Origin of the sequence: Roseibacillus persicicus (genome assembly GCF_014651675.1) — a bacterium.
Lineage (GTDB): Bacteria > Verrucomicrobiota > Verrucomicrobiia > Verrucomicrobiales > Akkermansiaceae > Roseibacillus > Roseibacillus persicicus.
The window spans coordinates 248,691-269,865 of sequence record NZ_BMXI01000006.1; the positions used below are offsets into that span (position 1 = coordinate 248,691).

General features: G+C 56.5%; 18 protein-coding genes. 6 read left to right on the plus strand and 12 right to left on the minus strand.

Annotation, left to right across the window (positions count from 1 at the left end; all coding sequences use genetic code 11):
* Positions 1-168: 168 nt before the first annotated feature.
* Positions 169-1,329: an alginate lyase family protein gene (locus IE099_RS09040; RefSeq protein WP_229809451.1), complete on the minus strand. Its 1,161-nt coding sequence runs from the start codon at positions 1,327-1,329 to the stop codon at positions 169-171.
* A 185-nt stretch (positions 1,330-1,514) separates the two neighbouring features.
* Between IE099_RS09040 and IE099_RS09045 the strand changes: the two genes are divergently transcribed.
* Positions 1,515-2,495: a ThuA domain-containing protein gene (locus IE099_RS09045; protein WP_189569591.1), complete on the plus strand. Its 981-nt coding sequence runs from the start codon at positions 1,515-1,517 to the stop codon at positions 2,493-2,495.
* Between the two features lie 458 nt (positions 2,496-2,953).
* On the opposite strand, the gene IE099_RS09050 is transcribed toward IE099_RS09045, so the two are convergent.
* From IE099_RS09050 to IE099_RS09060, 3 genes are all read right to left on the minus strand, one after another.
* On the minus strand, positions 2,954-3,706 hold the full coding sequence (locus tag IE099_RS09050) for a HipA family kinase (protein ID WP_189569592.1): 753 nt from the start codon (positions 3,704-3,706) through the stop codon (positions 2,954-2,956).
* 7 nt (positions 3,707-3,713) lie between these two features.
* The gene (locus IE099_RS09055) at positions 3,714-7,205 is read right to left on the minus strand and encodes a pyruvate carboxylase (protein ID WP_229809452.1); all 3,492 of its coding nucleotides are present in this window, start codon (positions 7,203-7,205) and stop codon (positions 3,714-3,716) included.
* A 389-nt stretch (positions 7,206-7,594) separates the two neighbouring features.
* Complete coding sequence (locus IE099_RS09060; protein WP_189569593.1) at positions 7,595-7,942, minus strand: histidine triad nucleotide-binding protein; 348 nt, start codon at positions 7,940-7,942, stop codon at positions 7,595-7,597.
* Between the two features lie 175 nt (positions 7,943-8,117).
* Here IE099_RS09060 and IE099_RS09065 point away from each other — a divergent pair, with 175 nt between their 5' ends.
* Positions 8,118-8,447 (plus strand): hypothetical protein, encoded by a 330-nt coding sequence (locus IE099_RS09065; protein WP_189569594.1) that lies wholly within the window; start codon positions 8,118-8,120, stop codon positions 8,445-8,447.
* Between the two features lie 60 nt (positions 8,448-8,507).
* Here the strand turns inward: IE099_RS09065 and IE099_RS09070 are convergent, their stop codons facing one another.
* The 3 genes from IE099_RS09070 to IE099_RS09080 all read right to left on the minus strand — a co-directional run bounded on the left by IE099_RS09070 (position 8,508) and on the right by IE099_RS09080 (position 10,832).
* Positions 8,508-9,077 carry a hypothetical protein gene (locus IE099_RS09070; RefSeq protein WP_189569595.1) on the minus strand — a complete coding sequence of 190 codons (570 nt, stop codon included), beginning with the start codon at positions 9,075-9,077 and terminating at the stop codon, positions 8,508-8,510.
* Positions 9,078-9,084: 7 nt separating this feature from the next.
* A complete protein-coding gene (gene nrdR, locus IE099_RS09075; protein WP_189569596.1) occupies positions 9,085-9,600 on the minus strand; it encodes a transcriptional regulator NrdR in 516 nt (171 codons plus the stop codon).
* 224 nt (positions 9,601-9,824) lie between these two features.
* A complete protein-coding gene (locus tag IE099_RS09080; protein WP_229809453.1) occupies positions 9,825-10,832 on the minus strand; it encodes a polyprenyl synthetase family protein in 1,008 nt (335 codons plus the stop codon).
* 295 nt (positions 10,833-11,127) lie between these two features.
* Here IE099_RS09080 and hpt point away from each other — a divergent pair, with 295 nt between their 5' ends.
* Positions 11,128-11,667 (plus strand): hypoxanthine phosphoribosyltransferase, encoded by a 540-nt coding sequence (gene hpt, locus IE099_RS09085; RefSeq protein WP_189569597.1) that lies wholly within the window; start codon positions 11,128-11,130, stop codon positions 11,665-11,667.
* A 117-nt stretch (positions 11,668-11,784) separates the two neighbouring features.
* The gene (locus IE099_RS09090) at positions 11,785-13,248 is read left to right on the plus strand and encodes a sulfatase (protein WP_229809454.1); all 1,464 of its coding nucleotides are present in this window, start codon (positions 11,785-11,787) and stop codon (positions 13,246-13,248) included.
* Between the two features lie 97 nt (positions 13,249-13,345).
* Here the strand turns inward: IE099_RS09090 and IE099_RS09095 are convergent, their stop codons facing one another.
* Positions 13,346-14,737: a Gfo/Idh/MocA family protein gene (locus tag IE099_RS09095; protein ID WP_189569598.1), complete on the minus strand. Its 1,392-nt coding sequence runs from the start codon at positions 14,735-14,737 to the stop codon at positions 13,346-13,348.
* A gap of 164 nt (positions 14,738-14,901) precedes the next feature.
* Positions 14,902-15,966 carry a formylglycine-generating enzyme family protein gene (locus tag IE099_RS09100; RefSeq protein WP_189569599.1) on the minus strand — a complete coding sequence of 355 codons (1,065 nt, stop codon included), beginning with the start codon at positions 15,964-15,966 and terminating at the stop codon, positions 14,902-14,904.
* A gap of 110 nt (positions 15,967-16,076) precedes the next feature.
* Between IE099_RS09100 and IE099_RS09105 the strand changes: the two genes are divergently transcribed.
* Complete coding sequence (locus tag IE099_RS09105; RefSeq protein ID WP_189569600.1) at positions 16,077-17,114, plus strand: hypothetical protein; 1,038 nt, start codon at positions 16,077-16,079, stop codon at positions 17,112-17,114.
* A gap of 4 nt (positions 17,115-17,118) precedes the next feature.
* Here the strand turns inward: IE099_RS09105 and IE099_RS09110 are convergent, their stop codons facing one another.
* From IE099_RS09110 to IE099_RS09120, 3 genes are all read right to left on the minus strand, one after another.
* Entirely contained in the window at positions 17,119-18,054 is a 936-nt protein-coding gene (locus IE099_RS09110; RefSeq protein WP_189569601.1) for an ABC transporter ATP-binding protein, read from the minus strand.
* Between the two features lie 83 nt (positions 18,055-18,137).
* Positions 18,138-18,605 (minus strand): hypothetical protein, encoded by a 468-nt coding sequence (locus IE099_RS09115; protein ID WP_189569602.1) that lies wholly within the window; start codon positions 18,603-18,605, stop codon positions 18,138-18,140.
* Positions 18,606-18,616: 11 nt separating this feature from the next.
* Positions 18,617-19,507, minus strand: a complete 891-nt coding sequence (locus IE099_RS09120) for a hypothetical protein (protein WP_229809455.1) — start codon at positions 19,505-19,507, stop codon at positions 18,617-18,619.
* 136 nt (positions 19,508-19,643) lie between these two features.
* Between IE099_RS09120 and dinB the strand changes: the two genes are divergently transcribed.
* Positions 19,644-20,687, plus strand: a complete 1,044-nt coding sequence (gene dinB, locus IE099_RS09125; protein WP_189569603.1) for a DNA polymerase IV — start codon at positions 19,644-19,646, stop codon at positions 20,685-20,687.
* Positions 20,688-21,175 lie beyond the last annotated feature (488 nt).

Here is a 21,175-nt window from a genome sequence, read left to right on the forward strand (position 1 = left end):
CAGTGTCGAACACCACTCCTCCAAAAGCAGTCTTTAGGCCGTTGTCACTCCCTACCGTGTAATTCCTGAGGAAGGACGAACTGTTGGAACCGTCGCGTCAGTAAGAGGCTTCCGACCGAGTCTGGGCGAGCAGCGAGAATGAGGGAGACGAGCCTTGTCGAGCCCGGCCTAAGGGGTGACCTCGTCAGTGAGGGGAACCCCAAAGGAGGTAAGAGTGCCCCAAGAAGCATGTTGTTCGTGGGCGCCCTCGGGACGTTGTTGTTCTGCCACTTTTACGCTCCAGGGGAGTTCGAGGTCTCGTCGCTTCGTATAGTGGTGGACAATCCGTTCGTAGATGGGACGAAAGCGTCCGCGTCCCCGGTCTGAAATTTCAGAGTAGTCGTAGCGCCCCTGATAACTTCGGAACCGTTTGAAGGGGACTTCTTCTCCGAGGTTGTATTTGGCGGTGTATTCAAAACCTGTTGCCAGCCGATTGTTAGAAAAGCCGTAGAGATCGACCCCTTGCTTCCAAGCGATTTCGCAGGCCACTCCTAAGAACCCCAAGCCCATCTGAACATGGAGTTGGTCGCGGCCGCTTTCCTGGCACTGGCCGAATTCGTTGAGGTAGTTGTTCACCGCTCCATTGCCTTCTCCGGCGCGAAAGTAGTGGAGAGCCCGTTCGAACATGGGGCGGTCATCGAGAAATACTCCCATCGCGAGCATGGTCTGAATCATGGCCGCATCCCAGTTGCCATTCGCGGAGGGGTAGAAGTCTTTGATAAGGGGATAGAAAATCTCCCGCAGCATGCGCTCGAAGCGCGCTTGTTCTTCCGCGGGCCAATCGGCATCGCTATGGCGAATCAATTCGGCGGCGTTGCAGTAGATGACGCCGTCCATTCCGACCAAGAGCTTGGCATCATGTCCGCCAATTGATTCGAGAGTGAAGGACCAAGCGTTGAGGATTTCCATCGCTTTTTCCGCATGAGCCTTCTTACCTGAGAGAGCCCATTGCAGGGCGTGGTTGTAAGCCGCTCCGCCGTCTTGTGTGAAATCCGAGCTTCCTTGATCCGGGTTGTTTCGGGCTCCGCGAATCACGTGGGCACGTGGTCTGGGAGTATAGTCCAATGAGGACTGTTCGGACTGGCACAAGGCTGTCCAAGCTGTCTGCCAAGGCTCACTTTGTTCCGTCAGCTTGGAACGGGTGAAAGCGAGATCTTCCTGACTGTGGAGGAGCCCGGGATGCACAAATGGCTCGGCGCGAACGATATCGGGCTCATCAGATTGGGGGTCTCCCATCAAGGGGAGGGTAAGGAGGACGGCAAAGAAGCCTGAGCTAAAGATGGATCTCATGTTCAGAGGAATGAAGGTGAGGATGCTGGTCTTGATACGTGCTAGCGAACTCTCTCTAGTCATTTCAACAGTCAGCGTTGGCTACGGCCACAATTTAAGGGCGGGCATCCCTCATTTTATCAGGCGATTCGTCATTCAGTGAATTTTCTTGGAAGAATTCCGGCAGAAACGGTGTTCATCAAAGCATGAAGCCTTCACCCAACTCAATTTCACTCCTAGTCCTGTTGACCTGCATCGTCGGCACCCTGTTCACAGGACTTCGAAGCCATGGGAAAGACAGTGAGTTACCGAGGGAGAAAAAGAAGGTGCTGATTATTCGCGGGGCTTCGACTCATGGAGGCGACTCGCACAACAATGACGAAGTGGGGCTGCTCATTAAGGACAAGCTCGAGGCGTCGCAATACGCGGAATCCCTTGAGGTTCAGACCACTTTCAATTATCCCGAGGACCTTTCCTTGGTGGAGAATGCGGACTTGATTATTATTTCGAGTGATGGGGGAGCCAAGCATGTCTTGGGGAACAAGGCGGATCCCACCAAACACATGAAACATCTCGATGGCGTTCTGAAAAAAAACAAGACGGGGCTCATCGTGATCCATTGGGCGACCGATGCTCCCTCCGGAGGCATGGGGCAGCTTCATCGCGAAAACGCCCGCATGATGATGGACTGGATTGGAGCGGTTTACTACTGGGTCAACAAGGGGAACGACCCTGCCAGCAGCTTCACTTGGAAGTTTCCCAAGTTGGATCTGGAAGTCGACAAAAGCCATCCCATCTCCAATGGACTGCCCGAGCGCTTCACTCTTAAGGATGAGTATTACTTCAACTTCTTCACCGTTCCTGATGGCCGGAATCCGGGCTCGGATCAAGTGACCTTCCTGCACAGCGCCAACGCCCCGAGCTATCGTGGTGATATAAAAGACAAAGAGAAAAAGAACTGGCGTCACCAGGCCGTGTATTGGTCTTTCGAAAGAGAGAACGGAGGACGCTCCGTGGCAATGACTTCAGCGCACTTTTATCGTACTTGGGCCAATCCCCATTTCTTTCAGAGCTTCGCCAACAGCGTCTTTTGGACCCTCGGATTGGAAGTCCCCGAAGACGGCGTGAACATCCCCACCCCCACCGCCGAGGAACTCCTCTCCTACGAAGGCACCAAGCTTTATTGATTCGGCGTTTGGTTTCAGTTGAGCAGCCGGACTCGTCCGCAAATCACAATGAAAGAACTCAAGAACGAAGGCCTATCTCGAAGTGGCTTCTTGGGATAGAGCGTGAGAGCGACCTAGGTATTCGGCGACGATGTCAGCAAACCAGGTGGGATTCTGAGTAGAAACGAGAAAAGAACCACGGGGTGTAAATTGGATTAAACCTCCTCGAGGAGAGGCAAGAGTTTCAATGGGGGTGTTGGATTCTTTTTTGAGATTGGCCATCCAATTGGAAAGAGTGGCACTCAGTGAATTGAAAGTCGCGTCATCAAGTTCAGAGAGTTCAGCTCTCGAAATCTTTCGGAGATGAAAGTGGAAGTCATGATTCTCGGCATTGACGGCGAAAACCCCCACCGTCGTTTGACGGCCGGTGTGGCGCGCGGTTGAGATTTCGATGGTTCCGCAATTGTAGACTTGTTCACTCAAGTCCCAAAACAATGGGCCCAAAATGCGTCCTTGTCGAGCAAGGGCAAGCTCAGTTGCTCTTGAAGATTCTTAATATTCAAAGAGGTTCGGCTGTCTTCAAAATGGTCAAATAGCCATTCTTTGGGGAGTTGACTCCAATAAACTGGAAGTTGTTCCGAAATGAGAGGGTGGACTTTCTCAAGCCATTGCTCCTGTTTGTCTCTGTCTGCCCAGACTTTCTTTTGTGCGGTCGCAAAGTGGATGGATTGGTGTTCACGGGGCGAAAAATCTGGTGAGAACGCATTGTCGTGGTCGATAATGGCCAGTTCCTTCGTGACGATCGAACAGAGGGCGTTGGGGTTACCGGATTGTTTGCCGAGAATACGGTCACTATTCCTGATCCAAAAGTCGAAGAGGTAGAGTTCTGCGAGTTGTTGTTCATCAAGAAACGTCAACTGGTCGGGAGTGAGATCGATGTAGTCGTCTCCAAGCGCTCGAGAGGCAAAGGCAGGTCCGGCTGAAAGTTCAGAGAAGTCGGGTTTGAGGGAAAACCTAGCCAGTTTTGCCGGGATCATAACAATCTCGAAGTCAGCGACAGGAAGCCCAACGGCTTGGGCAAGGGAACTGCCGATAAATTCTGCAATGAGACTATCAGCAAGGGAGCCGCAGGGTTTGAGGAAAAACTTCTCACCTCCCTCGCTCCTTCCGATGAAGGGCCGAATGGAAACGCCACCGGCTGATCGGCCGAGGATGGAGGTGATGGTTTTCAAGAGTGACTTATTCTAACACAACCAACAAATCCCCCGTATCCGCCTGTTTGCCTTTGGTGATGAGGACCTCTTTGACGGTGCCGGCCTTGGGGGCGGAGACGGTGGTGAGCATCTTCATGGCTTCGAGGACGACGAGTTTGTCTCCTTCGGCGACTTGGTCGCCGGCTTTGACCGAGACTTCGCTGACCATCCCGGGGAGAGGGGCGGCGACGTGGTTGCTGTCAGCGGGGTCGGCTTTGCGGTTGCTGACCGACTCCTTGCCGAGGGCCTTGTCGACGACGGTGGTCTCGCGGGGCATGCCGTTGAGTTCGTAGAAGACGGTGCGGCGGCCTTCGTCGTCGGGTTCGCCGATGGAAAGGAGCTTGATGAAGAGGGTTTTGCCCTTGGCGATGTCGACGTGGATTTCTTCGCCAATGCCCATGCCGTAGAAGAAGGCGGGGGTGGGAAGAACGGTGAGGCGATCGAACTCATTGAGGGACGTCACATAGTCGGCAAAGACTTGGGGATACATCAGGTGCGAGTAGAGCTCGTCGTCGCTGGCCTCGTGTCCGAGGGTCTTGGAAAGCTCGGCGCGGGTTTCCTCGAGATCGATGGGGGCGGCGAGTTCGCCGGGGCGAACAGTGTAGGGGACTTTATCACCGAGGACGGCCTTCTGGATGTCCTTGGGCCAGCCGCCGTCGGGTTGACCGAGTCCACCCATGAGCATATCGATCACACTCTCGGGGAAGTCGATCTTGGCAGTGTTGGTGAGCAGGTCTTTGGCCTTCAGGTCTTGGGTAACGAGCAACATGGTGAGGTCTCCGACCACCTTGCTGCTGGGGGTGACCTTGATGATGTCGCCGAAGACTTGGTTGACGTCCGCGTAGGTGTGCGCGATCTCCTGCCAGCGGTGGCCGAGACCCATGGCGTTGGCTTGCTCCTTGAGGTTAGTGTATTGGCCTCCGGGCATCTCGTGGAGGTAAACCTCGGCGGTGCCGCTGCGGGGGGCTGAATAGAAGGGCTCGTAACGGGCGAGCACCTCTTCCCAATAGTCGGAGAACTCGTTGAGGGCTTGGATATCGAGCTTGGGGTCGCGTTCCTGACCCTTCATCGCCGCGCAGACGGAGTTGAGGTTGGGCTGGGAAGTGGAACCAGACATCGAGGCCAAGGCCATGTCCGCAATGTCCGCGCCCGCATCCGATGCAGCCATGATGGAAGACGCATTCAGTCCCGAGGTGTCGTGGGTGTGGAAGTGGATGGGGATGCCGATCTCTTGCTTGAGGGTGGAGAAAAGTTTGTTGGCGGCTGCAGGGTGGCAGAGGCCGGCCATGTCCTTGATGCAAAGAATATGAGCGCCCATTTTCTCCAGCTCCTTTGCCTTATCGACATAGTATTTCAGCGAATACTTGGCGCGGTCGGGGTTGGTGATATCGCCGGTGTAGCAGACTGCAGCTTCGCAAACGGCGGTGCCATGCTCGGCGGCTGCTTCCATCGCCACCTTCATGTTGGGGAGGTAGTTGAGGGAGTCAAAGATGCGGAAGATGTCCATGCCCGAGTCGGCAGCATGCTTGACGAATCCAGCCACCACGTTGTCGGGGTAGTTGGAGTAGCCAACGGCGTTGGAACCGCGGAAAAGCATCTGGAAGCAGATATTAGGGACCCGTTCGCGCAGCTCGCGCAGGCGCTCCCAAGGGTCTTCTTTCAGGAAGCGCATAGCGGTGTCGAAGGTGGCGCCGCCCCACATCTCCAGCGAGAAGAGGTTGGGAGTTCTGTTAGAAACCGCTTCCGCGATGGCGAGCATGTCGTGGGTGCGCATGCGGGTGGCGATGAGGGACTGATGGGCGTCCCGCATGGTGGTGTCGGTGATGAGAAGGCGTTTTTCGTTTTTGATCCAGTTGGCGAATTCGACAGGGCCTTTTTCTAACAGGATGTCGCGGGATCCAAGATGGGTAGATATCTTGGAAGAATCTTCTGTGGTTTGATGCACAGGCGAGACGCCTATGCTCCTTGAGGGGACCCGGGGGGTGGCAAAGGGCTTGGCTGGTCGCCAGTTCTTTGCACCGGGGTTGCCATTGATGGTGATGTCGGAGAGGTAGTTCAGCAATTTGGTGGCGCGGTCGCGACGGGGGGAGAACTGGAAGAGGCTGGGCTTTTCATCAATGAGCTTGGTGTGCGCGTCCCCGCTGAGGAAGAGGGAGTCATTGATGATGTTTTCCAAGAAAGGGATGTTGGTCTTCACGCCACGAATCCGGAACTCGCGCAGCGCCCGATCCATGCGGCGGCAGGCGCCCTCGAAGGTGCGGGCGGTTGCGGTCAGTTTGACCAGCATGGAGTCATAGAATGGAGTGATGACCGAACCCGCGTCGCCCGAGCCCGCGTCGAGGCGGATCCCGAAGCCGGCTGCCGAGCGGTAGTTGACGATTCGGCCATAGTCGGGGGCAAAGTTCTTCTCGGGATCCTCGGTGGTGATGCGGCACTGGATGGCGTAGCCGTTGCAGGGGATCTCGTCTTGGGCGGGGATAGAGATCTCGGGGCCGTGGAGCTCGTAACCGAGTGAGACGAGGATCTGCGATTGCACGAGGTCGATGCCGGTCACGCATTCGGTCACGGTGTGCTCGACCTGGATGCGGGGGTTCATCTCGATGAAGAACCACTCCTTGCTATCCATGTCGTAGAGATATTCCACGGTGCCGGCGTTGTCGTAGCCGATGGACTTGGCGAGATTGGCAGCCGATTCGCAAAGGTCTTTGCGAAGCTCGCCGGGGAGATCGATGGAGGGCGCGATTTCGACCACCTTCTGATAGCGACGCTGCACCGAACAATCCCGTTCATGCAGATGGACCACGTTACCCTTTTGGTCGCCGAGAATCTGCACTTCGATGTGTTTGGCACGCTTGATGTAGCGCTCGAGGAAGACGGCGGGATTGCCGAAAGCGTTCTGGGCCTCGTCCTGAGCCTCTGCGAGACGAGCCTGTAATTCGGAAGGCTTTTCCACGATGCGCATGCCGCGACCACCGCCTCCGAAGGCAGCCTTGATGATGAGGGGAAAGCCGATTTCCTGTGCGGTGGTGATGGCTTGGTCGGGATCGGAGATGGCGTCCTCGGTACCCGGGAGGACGGGAACCTGGGCCGCGATCGCCTGAGCGCGCGCGGCGGTCTTGTCGCCCATCGAGCCTAACAGGTCGCTGTTAGGTCCAATAAAGATGATGCCTTCACGGGCGCAGGCTTTGGCAAAGTCGGGATTTTCGGAAAGAAAGCCGTAGCCGGGGTGAATCATGGTCACTCCTTTGCTCTTGGCCAAGGCGACGATCCCTTCGTAGTCCAGATAAGCTCCCACGGGGCCTTTGGATGAATCAAGCTGATAGGCCTCGTCTGCTTTGAAGCGGTGGCGGGAGAAGCGGTCTTCCTCGGCGTAGATGGAAACCGTGCGGATGCCGAGCTCGTTGGCGGCGCGAAAGATACGAATGGCGATTTCACCGCGATTCGCGGCCATGAGCTTATGATTCGAGAGATCTATCATGAGTGTCCCTATACCTAAGAGAGAAGAGTGCGGGTCGTCCAGCCTTCCTTAACGGGTTGGGGGACAAGTCGTGCCACCTGCCGCTTCGGGGCTCAATTTTCTTTGGGACAAAGAAAAATGAGTCGAGCGACAAACGCCATCGGAGTGGCTCCACTCCGGCGTTTCGCCCTTCTTCCGGGTCTCTCCTTGCTAGTGCCGCAAGATGCCGGTCACACACCGGGTGCCGGAATTCGCCAAGAATGTGAAACCTACAGAACCCGCCGGAATTCCCCGAACCAGGCAAGCCTCCTGCCGGAGCGATAACAGAGCAGGGCGCTGCCACCTGGCGAGTTCTCCGAAGTTCGCTTTTCAGTCCGGCCCTTTTCGTTATCGACGAAACATTTTGAGCTCTAGCCCGGAGGCCATTGCAGGGGGCGACCTGCCAAAAGATGGATATGCATATGGGGCACAGTCTCGCCACCATCTGGTCCGTTATTGATGACAACACGGAAGCCGGATTCCTCGAAACCCTCCTGTCTGGCGATGATTGGAATTCGACTCATGAGGTGCCCCAAGAGCTCTTTATCGTCTTCCGTAGTGGCGGCGATGCGTGGAATAGGGGTCTTGGGAATAAGCAGCAGGTGCACAGGAGCTTGCGGCTGGATGTCGCGAAAGCAAAAGGAGAGCTCATCCTCATAGACGATATCGGAAGGGATCTCCCGTGCTATGAGCTTTTCGAAGAGGGTTTTGTCATGCATGTGGCTAGATGATTATCTTGTTCGTGAAGGCGCTCACAGATTCATCGTTCTTTTCCCGAGAGCTACAAGGAAGAAAAGAATTTCGCGTCCCGAGATTTAGTTCAAAAGCAGATTATAAACTGTTGTTAATTTACTTCTTGATTTTTATAAAATTAAAATCATATTTTTCATCACCATGACGGACGAGCTCAGGAAAAAGACTGCTAAAAGATACACCGATGAAGAGAAGGCCAAGATTCTTCGCTTCGTGAAACAAGTGAATCAGGACAAAGGCCGGGGCGGAGTATCTGCTGCGGTGCGCGAATTTGGAATTTCACCAATCACCGTCAATGGATGGTTGCGGAATCAAAAGGACTCGGGACCGACGCTTCCGCTTCCCAAGAATGCTAGCGCGGTGGAGGTCTTCCAGCGGCTTGCCGACCTGCATTCCTCGATTGAATCGAAGCGAGACGAGCTGATTCGTATGGAACGCGAATACGAAGAGCTGAAGAAAAAGATTAAATAGCAACGACCGGAATAGTTTTCACCTATCTATTCTCTCTACGATGCGGCCTCGGGGATACCCTTAGGCCGCATCGAGCGTTAAGAGGAGCTGGCTTTGGGGTGTCGAGTTTCGCTCGGCTGTCTTCTCGAGAAAGGCCAGGATCTCATGTTTGAAGGCCTCGCAATCCGAGTTCCAGCTTTTCACTCCAACCAGAATGAGAGTGGCCTCGTGGATCTCGGTAAAGTGAACCTCCTCGGTGCCCAATTGATGGAGGGCGTCCACCTCGGCACCAAGCCGTTGGAAAAAGCCCAGTTCGAAGCCAGCGGGCATCTCCCTCGCGGTCCGAGCTAGTGAGAGGGTGACTGGAGGGGTCAGGATTTTCAGGTGGTCGCCGATTGCGGAGCAGCCTATCCGGTCCAGCATCCGGCGCATGCGGGCATAGAGGTCCTCGATTGGTAGGAGACGAAGCGGGCATTTATTTTCCAAATAGTGGATGATGCCGTCACGAATGTCCTCGATGAAGGGGAAATCATCCCGATCCGCAGCGATGGACGCCCGGCTGAGCGCGGTCTCGATCCACGTCACGCCATAGCCGACAATCTGATGATTGCCAACTTGCAGGACGGGGCGATTACCAACGAGACAGATCATTCCGCAATCAGGAGCGCTTTGAATTTTCGGTTTTGGGTGGAAGCAATTCTCTTTGCATCGGGTCGCGCTGAGCCCGTTTGGAAAGATTTTGAATTTCGGCAATGAATTCGCCCACATCGTCGAATTCCCGGTAGACCGAGACGTAGCGCACGTAGGCGACCGGATCGATTTGATGGAGTTTGTCCATCACCTTGGCACCAATCAGGGTGGAAGGAATCTCCGGCGAGTTGTCGTGATGGAGCTCGGTCAAGATTTCCTCGACGGCGCGGTCGATGCGATTGAGCGGAACCGGCCTCTTTTCGCAGGCCTTGGTGAGACCTCGCGTGAGCTTTTCCCGATTGAGAGGTTGTCGCGTGCCGTCCTTCTTGACCACCTGCAGCTCGGTGCGCTCGATGGTCTCGTAGGTGGTGTAGCGATAGTCGCAGTCCACGCACATGCGTCGTCGACGTATCGACGTGCCGTCCTTCGACATTCGGGAGTCGAGGACTTTGTCTTTGAGAGAGCCGCATTGAACGCATCGCATTGGAAGCACCGGGAGGTGAAGGCAAGTCTTGGCATGATCTCTATTCGCGAAAGAGCAAATCGTGCTATCGCGGCGTTATGACTCAGGTGGCGAAACTTTTTGAAACACCGCTGTGCCCGGTCCTTGCAACCATGCGGCTTTCTCCCTCTTTCCATTAAAAAACCCGACCCTCGGATGAGAGAGTCGGGTTCAACGAGTATTCCGGATTTACGAAATAAATGTCCCTATCGCAGCTTATGAAGCAAATCGAGAAGGTAGTCCGCGAGGGTGAACAACGCGGCGCGATACTTCGTGTCGGGGAGGAAGTGAAGAGGGTCCCGAGCATCATCAACGAGCTTGATAGCTGTTTCGATCGAGTAGTCGATGGCACCCTCATAATCCGCGATTCCGGTTAGAATCGTGAGGTCGAGAGGTTCCTGTTTGATAATGCGCTCCTGGAGCTTGGCCCGCTGGGCAGGATTGGCTTTTTCCAAAAGGCGAAGGATGGGGAGGGTGAGCTTGCCTTTCTCCAGATCGGTCCGGAGAGTTTTGCCGAATTCCTCCTCTTCACCGACCAGGTCGAGGCAATCGTCGTAGAGCTGGTAGGCGGTGCCGAGCTTCATCCCGAACTGATAGAGATCTTCCTGGGTTTCCTTGTCCGCACCACTGATGTAGGCCGAGAGCCCGGTGGCAGCGGCAAAGAGTGCGCCGGTCTTCATTTCCAGCAGGCGGAAATACTCCTTGCGGGTCATGGTCAGATCGAAACGCCGCTGGGTCTGTAAAATCTCGCCCTGGCAGACTTCGCGCGCGGCTTTGGCAATCTCGCGACTGAGGTGGAGGTCGTCGAAGTCCGTGCTGAGCATGAGGGCGTGCGAGAACAGGGCGTCGCCGAGCAATACCGCGAGACCGTCACCCCACTTGGCATTGGGGGTCGCCACCTTGCGGCGGATATCGGCTCCGTCGATGATGTCGTCGTGCACCAGGCTGGCGACGTGAATCAGCTCGAGAATGCTTCCCAGTTTGACGTGGTCATCGGCAACCGGACCCAGTGCGCCACCGGTCAAGATCGCAAGAGCGGGGCGGAGGCGCTTTCCCGAAGTATTGCAAACATAGTCGATGTAAGGCTCGACCCCGGGATCGAAGTCGTTGACCTGCTCGCTCAGCAAGGACTCCACTTTTTTCAAGTGGGGGCGAACTAGATCGAACGGGGCCATCAAATTGGCGCGGCCGGGAGTTTTTAATTTTCGGTTCATATTGAAAGTTCCGGATGACTTGTGAAACTTTTCACAAAGTCCCCAAACGCGCAATCGTTTTTTCAGGAATTAGTGAAAATGACAGGAGCCGCCGGGCGGGGTGAAGAAGTGGTAGTAGGAGTGGTCGGGTGTTTGGGGTTGGAAGGCCTGATACTCAGTAACGTCCGCGAAAGTTTCTTTTGGATGGAAAAAGAACCGCTCGCGTCTGGGTCGGCGGGGAAGAAGCTTAGCACAGCTTGCGTACTTCGCCATCTTTCGGGTTTCTCTTCCTTCCGCTCTCTGATTGGGTGGGTCCATGAACGACGATATCGCCAAGGTGCTGATTGATGAGGAAGTGATTCTGCGGCGTTTGGACACCGTGGCTGACAAGGTTCTCGCGGACTTTGAAGGAAACGAGATTCTGGTGGTGGGGATTCTGACTGGGGCGCTCGTCTTCATGGCGGACCTCTGTCGACGCCTTCCGGTGCCATTGCAAATCGAGACCCTTAGTGTGGCGAGCTACCATGGGGGAACGGAGAGCAGCGGGGTGGTCGAGTTTCTCGATGCCAAGTTGCCCGAGGTCAAGGGACGCAAGATTCTGCTCATCGACGATATTCTGGACACGGGCCGCACGCTCAAGGCGGTAAAGGACAAACTCATGACGATGGGGGCGACCTCGGTGAAGACCGGAGTGCTCCTTTCCAAAGAGAAAGAGCGCGCGGAAGAAGTCGAGGCCGATTATGTGGCCTTCGAGATCGGAGATGAATTCGTGGTGGGCTATGGCCTCGATTACCAAGGCCGCTATCGCAACCTCCCCTTTGTCGGTGTTCTCAAGGAAGAGGTATACAGTCGCTAGGCATAGATGACTGATAGGCTTGCAAACCCGCCCGAATCGTTGGCGAAACAGTCTACATCTTCCAGTCAGCTCAACTTCCTGACCCCATTTGAGGCTTAGGAAGGTTGGGTGATTTCCATGCTACGCTCATCTGGTCGGTCTAACATCTGCTGGAAAATGAGCGTGAGCAAAGGCATTGGAAAAGGGAGTTTGGCGGGTGTTTTGGGTTTGGTTTTCATGTCGCTCGGATGGGCGGCGGAGACCGAGGAGGCCTCTCGGCCGAACATTGTCGTAATCATGGCCGATGATCTGGGGTGGAAGGATCTTCACTGCTATGGGAATGAGCTTCTGGACACCCCGGCTTTGGACAAACTGGCTTCGGAGGGTATGAGATTCACCGATGCCTACGCTGCGGCTCCGGTATGCTCGCCCACACGCGCGGCCATGATGACGGGGCAGGCTCCGGCTCGATTGCAATTGACCAACCACGCTCCCGGTCATCCCGACGGCTTCGCGCCGGAAGGGTCCTCTCTCGCTGAAGCCCAGTCTGTGAGAAATCTGGCTCTTTCCTATGAGACTGTTGCTGAACAGCTCTCCGATGCGGGCTACGAGACGGCACACATCGGAAAGTGGCACCTCTCCTATGCTGGTCGAGGGGAAGAGGGGAAGTTGGCTGAGCTCGAGCTTCGTCCAGAACACCAGGGGTTTGGTATTAACATTGGCGGCTGCTATCAGGGTGGTCCGCCCAGTTACTTCGCGCCATATCGCATACCTGCATTGACGGAGAGGGAAGAGGGGGAGTATCTGCCGGAGCGTTTGGCAGATGAGGCTATCGCCTTTGTGGAGGAGAAGAGGAACAAGCCGTTTTACTTAAACTGGTGGCCCTATTCGGTGCACTATCCCATGGAGGCCAAGGAGGAGTTGATTGCAAAGTATCGCGCTCGCAAGGGGCCAGGGATTAAGAACCCGATCTATGCCGCGATGATTGAGGCGATGGATACCGAGATTGGGCGCTTTCTCGTGGCTTTGGATGAGGCTGGGCTTCGCGAGAACACCCTGGTGATCTTCAAATCTGACAATGGGGGCTACGACGGAGACAACAGGCCGTTGCGAGGGATGAAAGGGATGCTCTACGAAGGGGGAATCCGCATTCCATGGTTTGCGCGGTGGCCGGGAAAGATTCAGCCCGGTTCCACCTGTTCGACGCCTGTTGTCAGCATGGATTGTTATCCCACTCTCTTGGAGGTCGCAGGAGTGGAGCCAGTGAAAACTCCAGTCGATGGTGAGAGTTTGCTGCCTTTGTTTCAGCAGTCCGAGGGCTTTGAGCGCGATGCGATTTTCTTCCACTATCCCAACTTCGCCTTTCACAAGCTCAATCAGCTCGGGGGGGTGGTTCGGGTTGGAGACCACAAGCTCATCAAGCGCTACGATGATGGGGAGTTGGAACTTTTCAACCTGAAGAAAGACCTTGGAGAAACGGACAATTTGGCTGAGGAGTCACCGGAACTGGCTCAGCAATTGGAAGAAAAGCTGGATGCTTGGCTGCAGGAGGTGGGGGCCGCGATGCCGATTCGGGTCGGGAAGGAGAAGGACGCAGAGTAGTTCTCGAGCCTGGAAAAACGAACAAAAGAAAGGCTCCCGCAGGCGAGAAGAATCGCCTGTTAGGAGCCTGTCGAGTTAGAGTGCTACCGGATTGTTTTTAGGCCCAAGGCAACTTGGTCACGCCTGGCATGGGGCTGGGATAGGTGCCATCCTCCTTGGGTTGCACGGGGGCGGGACTGTCCCAATTGATGTCATCCGGCAGGAGGTTGAAGTCGCTCTTGGTCGCTTCTTCCCAGCCCACTTCCTGACCGGTGTAGGTGGCGAGGCGTCCGAGAACGGCAGTGAAGGAGCTGTCCGCGCCGTAGTAGGCGTTGTTGAGCGTGGAGTTCTCCTTGATCGCGGCGTGGAGGCGATTGTGTTCCTGTTGGAACGGGTCAATGACACCCTCACGAGGAGCGCGGTAGCGCCAGAGGACTTTGCCGGAGTAGTCTTTGATTTCGCCTGTGGAGAGCGTGAGGATGCCCTTGGTGCCGTGGATTTCTTCACCCACCCGATTCTTGCAGCCCCGGATTTGGCGGCATTGGCTGTTGAGGATTTTGCCATCGGCGTAGCGGTATTCGACGTAGTGATGATCAAAGATTTGGCTCGTCTTGTCGTCTTCCCATCCGCTGCGACCGCCCATGCCTTGCGCGCTCACGGGGTGTCCGCCTTTTTCGTTGTCGCCACTCATGAACCAGTTGACCACGTCCATGTTGTGCACGTGCTGTTCGGAGATGTGGTCGCCGCAGAGGTAGTTGAAGTGATACCAGTTGTGCATCTGATATTCCAACTCGCTCCAGCCGGGTTCGCGGGTCACGGTCCAGGGGCGAGCGCCGTTCCAGTAGCATTGTGCGGAGATGATGTCGCCGATGAGACCCTCGCCATGGACTTTTTCAAAGGCCTGAAGATAGACATCCTGATAGTGGCGCTGGAGACCGACCACAACCTTCAGACCCTTTTCGTCTGCCAATTGCGCGGAGCGGATGACGCGGTTGTAGCCGTGGGCATCGGTGCAAACCGGCTTCTCCATGAAGACGTGCTTGCCGGCCGCGATGGCAGTCTCGAAGTGAAGGGGGCGGAAGCCCGGAGTGGTAGTGAGGAGGACGAGGTCACAGTTGTCGATGACGTCCTTGTAGGCGTCGAAGCCGACGAAGCGACGCTCGGCGGGGAGGTCGATCTGGCCGCCCATCTTGCTCTGTTCCAAGCGGTTGGTGATGAGGTCGAGTCCGCCTGCCTTGCGCGGTCCATTGCCCTTGAGCCGGCTTTCGAACGCATCGCCCGCTGCTACGAGCTGGGCTGCGGGATTGGCTTTCAAGGTCTGGATGACAGCACCCGAACCCCGGCCGCCGGTGCCGACGAGGCCGATTTTCAGGCGGTCACTGCCTGCGACGTTGGCGGAGGCGGCGATGGGCAGGGAACCCAGGGTGGCTGCGGTGGCACCCACACCGGCCAGAAATTTGCGGCGGCTGGGCAAGGAGGGCTTGGAAGAGTCAGATGGGGTATTGTCCATAATCGCATCTACTACGTCCGGGGGAGAGGCCGGCTTTCGCCTCATTCGGGGCCAAAATATAGCCTCCGATTTCGACCGGTCATCGACTCTCGGTCGAGATGCCGTTTTGGTTCTCCTTTTACTGAAAAAGCTATCAGCAAAAGCCTTCGCACAGCGGAAATGGGCTACTCCTCGTTTTCGATGCCACGTCCGGAGTTCCAGATGCGATGCATTTCTTCGGCGGAAGGAATCTCCAGCGGGCGCACCAGGCGGAAGCCGAGCCACATTCCGTTGGTGTGGTACCAAATGGACTTCGGGAGTTGGGGGTCCTGGACTTTCCACGCCGCCGAGGACTTGAAGCGAGCCGCGCTGCGCAGGGCCTCGGGTCCATCATACCAACTGCCGCCCCGGGCAACCCGCGGGTAAAGGTTCTCGCTGGGTGGGACGAGGGGATCTTCTAACAGCTTGTCGCTTTTCTGATAGGGCGCATAACCATCCAGCACCCATTCGATGACGTTGCCGTGGATGTCGTGTAGACCCCAGGGATTGGGCTTCTTTTGCCCCACGGGCTGATACTTGCCATCGCAGTTGTCCCAATACCAGGCGTAGTCGCCGCCCTTCGTCGGATCGTCGCCCCAGCTGTAGGCGGTGGTGGTGCCCGCGCGGCAGGCGTATTCCCACTCCGCCTCGGTGGGGAGGCGGTAGAAGTGCCCGGTCTGGGCGGAGAGCCATTGGCAATACTTCAAGGCCGCGTGCTGGGTCATGCTGATGGCGGGGTAGCCCTTGGTGCCCATGCCAAAACTCATTTCGGTATACGGGGTTGTTGGCTTGGAAACGACGTCGGGAACGGTGGCATCCTCGGCAATGAAGGAAGGGGCTCCGTCCTTTTTGCGAGAGATGTTGGTGATCATGAAGGGTTCATATTCGTCCCAAGTGACCTCGCACTTGCCCATCCAGAAAGGAGAGACCGCGACCTTGCGCTGGGGTCCTTCATCTTCCTTACGCTCTGCTTCCTCGGCTGGGCTTCCCATCAGGAATTGTCCTCCCTTGATTGGGACCATGGCGAATTTCGCTCCGGTTTCGGGGACGGCACTGTCGTATCCCTTCATCTCGGCCTCTTTTTTCTCGGTGGACTTGGCGATGATTTTTTCGCGAATCTGTTTCACCAATTCCAGATCGTCGGCAGGCGGTGCGGCGATGAGGGAGAGCGGAAGGGAAAGGGCGAGGAGGGTTCCTTGAAATCGGTTCATTGAAGTTGCACCCCTTACGGAGGGGAGCTTGGCAATTTTGCACAAAAGAGCAGGTGGTCTTGCTTGCGGATTCTGTTGACTTGCAGCGCAGCGAGAAGCCAGATTCCACTATGAAGCAGCAAGGCCTCTCCGGTGTTCTCACGATTCTTTCCCTTGGACTGACTGTAAGCTCTCAGGAGAGTGAGGCGGCGGAAGCATTCTTCTCCAAAGACGGGGAAAAGGTGGTGGTTGCGGTGCAATACGAAGGGGGATTGGTCGAGGTCGCGTTGGCGTCAGGAGAGGTGAAGGCTGCTCCGCTTCCTGCTGAGTTCGCGGAAAAACCTGCCATCGGTAGCGTGGCGAGAGGCAGTGATGGCGAGGCCCTTTTTCTCGCCCAAGATGCGATCTGGGTCTGGCAACCCGGCAGCGATACCGTGGCTCGCAAAGTCTGTTCGACCGCCCCGGTAGTTGGGCCGAGTTCGGTTTTTGTCTCCACCCAGCCGGGGACACCTTTTCACGATTATCTCTTTGTCACTGGCAGCGAGGAAGAGAACGCCATCAGTATGGGAACTTTCTACGGCCGCAAGCCCGGCTCGAAGGAAGGGTTTGTTCCGGTCTTTACCCGTCGGGCGAGCGAGTCGGCAGCGGGGGCCTTTTCTGACGCGGGACGCCTTTTCTTCACCTGCAAAGGCGATCTGTGGGAGGGAGAAGTGGCGCCGTCCGACCAGCCGGAATTCGATCACATGGGCACCCTCGTCGGGGCGCGCATTGCTCCGCTGGCCATCCTGAATACCGATGAAGCCAACGGCGGTGGGCTGTGGGTCGAGAATGTCTGTCCCGCTGGAAAGTGGATTTACACCCAATCGTCGGGCCGTCATCTGGCGGCTGTCATGCGGACCCCGATGCCCGCGAAATCGCTCTTCAGCTTCGACTATGATGAGGATTACTCGATGGCCAAGCACATCGAGGTGATGAGCCAATCACTGGCGAAGACCGAGATCATCACTGACGAACTGGAAGGCATCTTCGGATTCTGTGCCACCGAGGTGGAGGGCAAGCCGAAGGTCTTCTTCTGCACCCATTCCTATGGCGAAGGAACTGGTCCCGCGATGTATCTCTGGGAAGGTTCAGGCGAACCTCGCGTAATCGGGCACTTGCCTGCGGAATGAGAGGCTAATCCTTGCGGGTGAGCTCAACGAAAACATCTTCCAAGGTTCCGACGTGTCGATGGAGGGTGCGGAGAGGCCATTTCTTTTCCTCCGCCAGTTTGGAGAGGCGGGGGCGGGTTTCGGTATTGGAATCAACGAGAATGGTGAGGTTCTGCCACCCATCATCGGAAGAGTGATTGAGGGTCACCTTCTTGATGTGGGGCAGCGCTTCGACGGCTTCGACCAGTTCGGCCTTTGGTGCCTGAATCTCCAACGAAATATTGCCCGCAGCCCGCATATTCTTCACGAGATTGGCGGGAGTGTCGTTGGCCTTGATGTGCCCGCCCTCCAGAATGATGACCTTTTTGCAGATCATTTCTACTTCGGATAAAATGTGGGAGGAGAGGAAAATGGTGCGGTCGGCCGCGAGGTTCTTGATGAGATTGCGGATGGAGCGAATCTGGTTCGGGTCCAGTCCGTTGGTGGGCTCGTCGAGAATCAGAAGGGGTGGGTCGTGCACGAGGGAGTCGGCGAGACCAACGCGCTGGCGATAGCCTTTGGAAAGGGTCTTAATCATCTTGCGGCGCACGTCGCCAAGTCCGCATTCCTCGACCACAATATCGAGCCGCTTCTGAAGCTCCTTGCCACGGAGGCCCTTGAGGGTGCCGCGGTGTTTGAGGAACTCGCGAACCCGCATTTCGCGATAGAGCGGGACGTTCTCCGGCATGTAGCCGATTTGGCGTCGGGCTTCAATGGACTGCCGAAAGATATCGTAGCCCGCAATACTGGCTGCGCCCGAGCTGGGGGGGTGGTACCCAGTGAGCACCCGGATCGTCGAAGTCTTGCCGGCACCGTTTGGTCCCAAAAAGCCCACCACGTCGCCAGCTTTGACCTCAAAGGAAATCGAGTCCACCGCGGTGTGGCGTCCGTAGCTCTTGGTGAGATTTTCAACCTGAATCATCCGCCGGAAGGGTGAACAGGTGCGGGCAAAGGTTCAACGACGAACCTCGTGATGGGAGATTTTAAATCAACGGCGTTCTTCCCTCAGGGAAAGATCGTGCCTTCGGGGGCGAGCCAGAAGGTCCCGCCGGGTTGCCCGTCGAAATACCAGGTCCCCTCCAGTTCCTTGCCATTGCGGCGGGATTCCCCCCGAAGCATCAGGCGGCCTCCCAGAAGAGCGATTTGGCCGTCTTTACCATTATTGGATTGGTAGGTGGCCCGTTGGGTAATGTGGGGCCCGTGGTTGTCGAGAAGGAAGCGGGAGGCTTCGTTTTCGGCCGACATGGGGTCGGCGGCGAGGGAGAACCAGAGAGAAAAAGGGAGCTCCGAGTTGAACTTTCCACTAGTCGTGGCGTCTCCGGAGAAAAAGAGGGAGCGGTTGGCGGAGTCGAAGGACACGTCCAGCCGAGCGGCTTGGCTGGGTGGCGGTTCCTCGCTCTTTTTTCCTCCACCACAGGAAGTGAGCAGGAAGAAAACCGGGAGAAGGGCTAGCAGGATGGGGGAGCGGCGCATAGGGGGATGCTTTATGTTATAGAGTTGGGATGGGTTGAAATGGTCACTTGGTTGAAGAGAACATCGAGTGTTTCCATGACTTTGACTCTGAGAGCGGCTGCTTTGTTCGCAAGTTTTTGCTGAATCTCTTCATATTGCGCCCGTCCCCCGGACGTTTCAATGGGGATGGCTGCATATCCATAGTCGCTGAGCTCGTAGGGCGAGGCCCGCATATCGAGTTCCCGAAGTTCCAAAGCCAGAAAGAAGGTTTGGCGAAGGAGGTCCGAACCCAGCCAGGGCATAGCCTTGAAGGTCCACTTGTAGAGGTCCATGTTTGCATGCACGCAGCCGGGTTGCTCGAACTCCTCGCGAGTCAATAGAGTGGGTTGCAGCCGGTTGCGGGGAGCCGCTGCCGGAGTGAAGAATCGAACGGCATCGAAGTGCGAGCAGGCGAGGGTGCTGGAATCGACGAACTCCTTGATTTCCTGGGGAGAAAGGCGAAGAGGCGCTCGTTCGCGATGTCGAATGTCATCGCTCTGATAGACCATGGCCCACTCATGCAGACCGTGGCAGCCGAAGTTGGGCGGGCGACTGGCAGTGACTTCGAGCAGCCGGCGAGCGAAGCGAAAGCGTTCCAGGTCCTTGGGTCGCAGGATGTCGGGATTCAGTGCGACGGTGCCATTCTGGTGGCGGTAGTGTTTTTGAGAGAAGTGGTGGGGGAGATCTTCGGCGGTAGTCAACACCTCGCCCACCGCCGGATGCCATTGCTCCAGCTTGCCTGCGGGGAAGGAGTAGTAGCTAAAGAGGAAATCGTGCACCGGATGGAGGTCGCCGCGAGCGCGGCGCTGGCGAAATGCCGAGGTCACCGGAGCAAGGGCCGCGCGATGCGTTTCCGCCCTCTCTTGCCAACATTTCGCTTTCACCGGGGTCTGGACCATCTCCTGCACTGGTCGGAGTTTGCCAGCTGCTCCACTTTCCGCCAAGGGAATAGCTAGGGGAGCTTTACTAGCGACTTTCGAAAACCAATTTCCAAGACCCGCATTTGCGCTATCGTGTGGCGTGCCCCGAACCATCCTCCATATCGACATGGACTGCTTCTACGCGGCGATCGAGGAGCGAGATAATCCGGCCCTGCGTGGGAAACCGGTGGGGGTCGGCGGGCGTTCGCAGCGGGGAGTGCTGACGACCGCGAATTACGAGGCGCGCAAGTTCGGGTGTCACTCCGCGATGCCGGTTTTCAAAGCCTTGGAAAAGTGTCCCCACCTCATCCTCGTGCCTGTCCGGTTCGATGTTTATCGTGAGGAGTCGCAGAAGATTCGGGCCATCTTCGGCCGCTTTACCGAGTTGATTGAGCCGCTCAGCTTGGATGAAGCCTATCTGGATGTCAGCGCACTTCGTTCCGATGGTTCGGCGGTGGCGCGGGAGGTGCGAAATCAGATTCGCGAAGAGACCGGCTTGACTGCTTCCGCCGGAATCGCCCCGAACAAGATGTTGGCGAAAGTGGCGAGCGATTGGGAGAAGCCCGACGGCCAATTCGCGATTTCGGAGAGCGAGGTGGCAGATTTCGTGCATACGCTGCCAGTGAAAAAGATTCCCGGGGTCGGGAGCAAGATGGCGGAAAAGCTGGCCGCGATTCAGGTGCAGACTTGTGGCGATTTGCAATCTTTCGAGCGGGTGGAATTGGCTCGAAGATTCGGCAAATGGGGAAGCGAACTCTATGATTTGAGTCGAGGAGTGGACGAGCGACCTGTTCGAACGGAGCGCGAGCGGAAGTCCGTCAGCACCGAGACCACTTTTCGGGAAAATCGCACCACCCTCGAAGAGCTCGATGACTCCATGCCTCCCTTGCTGGAAAGCTTGCGGGACTCTTTGGGAGGAAAGCATCGCGATCGGCGTATCAAGTCACTGGTGGTGAAGCTCAAGTTCGCGGACTTCGAGACCACCACCGCAGAACGGGCGCATGGGCGGGTTGATGCGGCACTTTTCACGGAGTTACTACAAGAAGCCTGGTTGCGGGGGCAGGGGCGGGCCGTCCGCCTTCTCGGCGTAGGGGTCAAGTTTGCGCCCAAGGAGGAAAGAACGCAGTTGGAGTTGGAGCTGTAATGAAAGGGCTGAAGGCTTCCGCCAATTCCTGTTAGAATGACTCCCTCTTTGTCGTTGCCAGTGAGTAGGCATCTCCGTTTGAAAGAGAATTTTCCAATCGAACAAATTCTCCTGAAGTGATAGTCTTCCTTATCTCTTGAGAAACGTGCTGTCAGGTCCTCAATTTCCAAGCTCGAGCTGTGGATATGCTTACAGCGAGAAAGGAAAGAACACAGCTCTCAGAGTTCCACCCAGGGAGCCCACTTATCATTGCGAACGACCGGTGAAAGGCCTCGAACGTCCGCGCCATCAACGAAAACCCGCTCGGTGCTACAGCTACGCCACTGCACGGCTGACCCGTTGCCAAGCCTCCCTCGTGCACCGTTCAAACTCGCCCACCCTTAGGCCGTGTGGACAAATTGGTTATTTGAGCCAGTCCATTGAAGATGCGAGGAATACGAAGGAAAGGTAGTTATCCGCTCTACGATCGTAGCGAGTGTCGATTCGGC